This is a genomic window from uncultured Veillonella sp., from assembly GCF_934190855.1.
Lineage (GTDB): Bacteria > Bacillota > Negativicutes > Veillonellales > Veillonellaceae > Veillonella.
In genome coordinates this window covers 1-3,228 of sequence record NZ_CAKPTN010000183.1, presented here as the reverse complement: position 1 = coordinate 3,228, position 3,228 = coordinate 1, and the positions used below count along the sequence as shown (strand labels likewise).

The window sequence follows — 3,228 nt, the reverse complement described above, 5'->3', positions numbered from 1 at the left end:
GGTTATCGACATGCCGAAAGAGGTGTATTACAAATATGCCTTGCTATACTATAAAATGACACACCAGTATCGCTTAACGGATCCGACCAAGGCGACGTTGTTCCTTGATATTACATCGGGTGGTGTGGGCTTAACAGTATGGCGTGGTGAAAGTTTATTATTCCAACGCAATATGCATAGTGGTTCGTTACGCGTTATGGAATCCTTTAACCGTAACCAACGTTCCTCTACGTCGTTCCCAAGGGCCATTACCGAATATTTACACCGCATGATTGGCCCGTTGCGAGAGGAACTTCAAACTTTCAATATTAATAGCGTTATTTTATCTGGCGATGAAGCTCAGTATATGGCTCGTCTTATGGGGGATGAAAGTAATAAGGATGATATTATTACTATTGAGCCTGAACGATTCAAAGGTCTCATTAACTCCTTTGATGGGATAACGGCTACTAAGTTGATGAACCGCTATAAACTGCCTGAGTATAAGGCTAATATTTTGATGCCGACTATGATTTTATTTAATGAAATCATTACCGCTATAGAGCCTAAATCTTTGATTTTTAGTAGCTTCTCCTTCTCCCAAGGTATAAGCTGGTTCTATGGTGTGGAGGCCGAAAACAATCCGTTTATGTACCAATTGCGTGAGCAAAATGCTCAATTAGCACGCGCTGTTGCCGATAGATATCATACCGATAGCATTCACGATGCTGAGGTAGAGCGATTTAGTTCATTATTCTGTAAAACCTTACGGCATAAAGGCTTACCAGAGCGGTGGGGATATTTGTGTCGTATAGCCGCTATTCTTTGCTCTGTAGGTAAATTTGTAAATTTGCGGAATCATGGGGAGCATGCCTATCATATCGTGATGGGCACAGATATTTTTGGACTTTCAGAAGAAGAGAAGCAAGTAGTGGCTAATGTAGTATATTATCACTACAAAGGGACACCATCTGATGACGATGCGTACTTTAATGCACTAACAGAATTGCAAAAGATTCAAGTAACAAAGTTAGTAGCTATCATTCGCATAGCTTGTGCCCTTGATGCGGGCAGTAATCAAAAGATTTCTGATATTATTTTAGAGGAACGGGATAATGTATTATATGTGTTCTGCCGGACTAACGAAGATATCTCTTTAGAATGGTGGACATTTACAAGTGATTCTGAATATTTCACAGAAGTCTTTGGCATGGAAATTAAGCTAGTAAGAGGAGGTGACCGCCATGTTCAGTAATGCAAAATATTATTTTAACCGTGAGCTATCTTGGTTAAAGTTTAATCAGCGTGTGCTATTAGCATCTATAGATACTAATACGCCGTTATTAGAACGGTTGCGCTTTATTGCTATTGCTAGCTCTAATTTAGACGAGTTCTTTATGATTCGTGTGGCTGGTCTACGTCATCAAGTAGTAAATGGCATCGTTAAATATGATGCTGCCCATATGGATGCAAAGGCACAATTAAAGGCTATTGATGAGTCTGTACAACGCCTCGTTTCTATGCAAAGTACGTATTTAAACAATGTACTCACTGAACTTGAAAACTATGGCTTCTTCTTTACTGAACCTGAACAGTTAGATGTAAAATCCAAATCTTGGTTACGTCATTACTTCGAGGAGCATATCTATCCTGTTGTAACGCCACTAGCCGTTGACTCTGGTCATCCGTTTCCCTTTTTAACAAACCATACCATTAATGCTATTGTGCGTATCTTTCAAATACTACCAGATGGTACAAAGGATTATAAGATTGCTATCTTGCCTATTCCATCTGTACTTGATCGTATCATTGAAATCCCAAGTCGAGGCAATAAAGAACATCGATTTGTTTACTTAGAGGATGTCATTACATATTATGCAAACCAATTCTTCCAAGGTTACGGCATTGAGGATTATATGGTATTCCGTATCACTCGTGATGCGGACCTAGAAATCGATGAAGAAGAGGCGACGGATTTACTATCGGAGGTAGAGGAATCCTTACGTCGTCGCCGTCGGGGTGATGCGGTGCGATTAGAAGTCTGTGGCGATGTAAAGGACCATTTGCTTGATTTTGTTCTTACTAGTGTTGAGCTTGAACAAAAGGACGTATATCGCATTGATGGTCACTTGGATTGTCGCATGTACTTTGATTTCTGCAACTATCCTGGTTTAGATGAGCTTCGGTACGAGCCTTTTGACTCTAAGATTCCTAGTGAATTAGTAGACCACGAAGGTGAAAGTTTATTCTCCGTTATTGGCAAACAAGATCTTTTTGTTCATCATCCTTTTGAATCGTTTACAGTGGTTGAACAGTTTGTTGCTCAAGCAGCCATAGATCCTGATGTGCTTGCCATTAAGCAAACCTTGTATCGCGTAAGTGGTGACTCTCCAATTATTGCATCCTTGATTAAGGCTGCAGATAATGGGAAGCAAGTAACCGTACTTATGGAGGTTAAGGCTCGTTTTGATGAAGAAAACAACATCCAAATGGCCCGTCGCCTTGAAAAGGCGGGCTGTCATGTAATTTATGGGTTAAAAGGTCTTAAAACGCACTCTAAAATCACCATGGTGGTGCGTAGAGAAAATGATGGCATTAGACGTTATGTTCATCTTGCTACAGGTAACTATAATGGTAAAACTGCTCGTATATACACTGACTGCGGTATATTCACATGTAATGATGAATATGGTGACGATGCATCTCGCTTCTTTAACTTGATTTCGGGCTATTCAGATCCACCAATTTGGAATAAGTTTATCGTAGCACCCTTAAATTTACGGGAAAAAATTATAGAATTAATTGACCGTGAAATTGAATTGGCTAAAAGTGGAGAGGAAGCTTATATCATTGCTAAGATGAACTCCTTACTTGATAAAAAGGTCATTGCTAAGCTATATGAAGCATCTACCGCAGGTGTTCACATTGATCTTATCGTTCGTGGTATTTGTACACTTCGACCTGGCATCGCTGGAGTAAGTGACAATATTACAGTTCGCTCCATAGTAGGTCGTTTTTTAGAACATCATCGCTTATTCTATTTCCGCAATGGTGGTAATGAAAGTCTGTACTTATCTAGTGCAGACTGGATGCCTCGTAACTTAAACGAACGTGTAGAGCTTATGATTCCTATTGAAGATAAGCGTCATAAAGAACGAGTGAAGAGCATATTGGATCTTTATTTAGAAGATACTTTAAAAGCGCATATTATGAGAGCTGATGGTTCCTATCGTAAAATTAATGATCGAG

2 protein-coding genes are annotated in these 3,228 nt (G+C 39.6%); both read left to right on the top strand.

Annotated elements, in window-relative coordinates:
* Positions 1 to 1,234: phosphatase (locus Q0F90_RS08425; protein ID WP_296004724.1), on the top strand; the 1,234-nt coding region annotated here is incomplete at its 5' end.
* Positions 1,224 to 3,228: polyphosphate kinase 1 (gene ppk1, locus Q0F90_RS08420; protein ID WP_296004722.1), on the top strand; the 2,005-nt coding region annotated here is incomplete at its 3' end. The genes Q0F90_RS08425 and ppk1, both read left to right, overlap by 11 nt.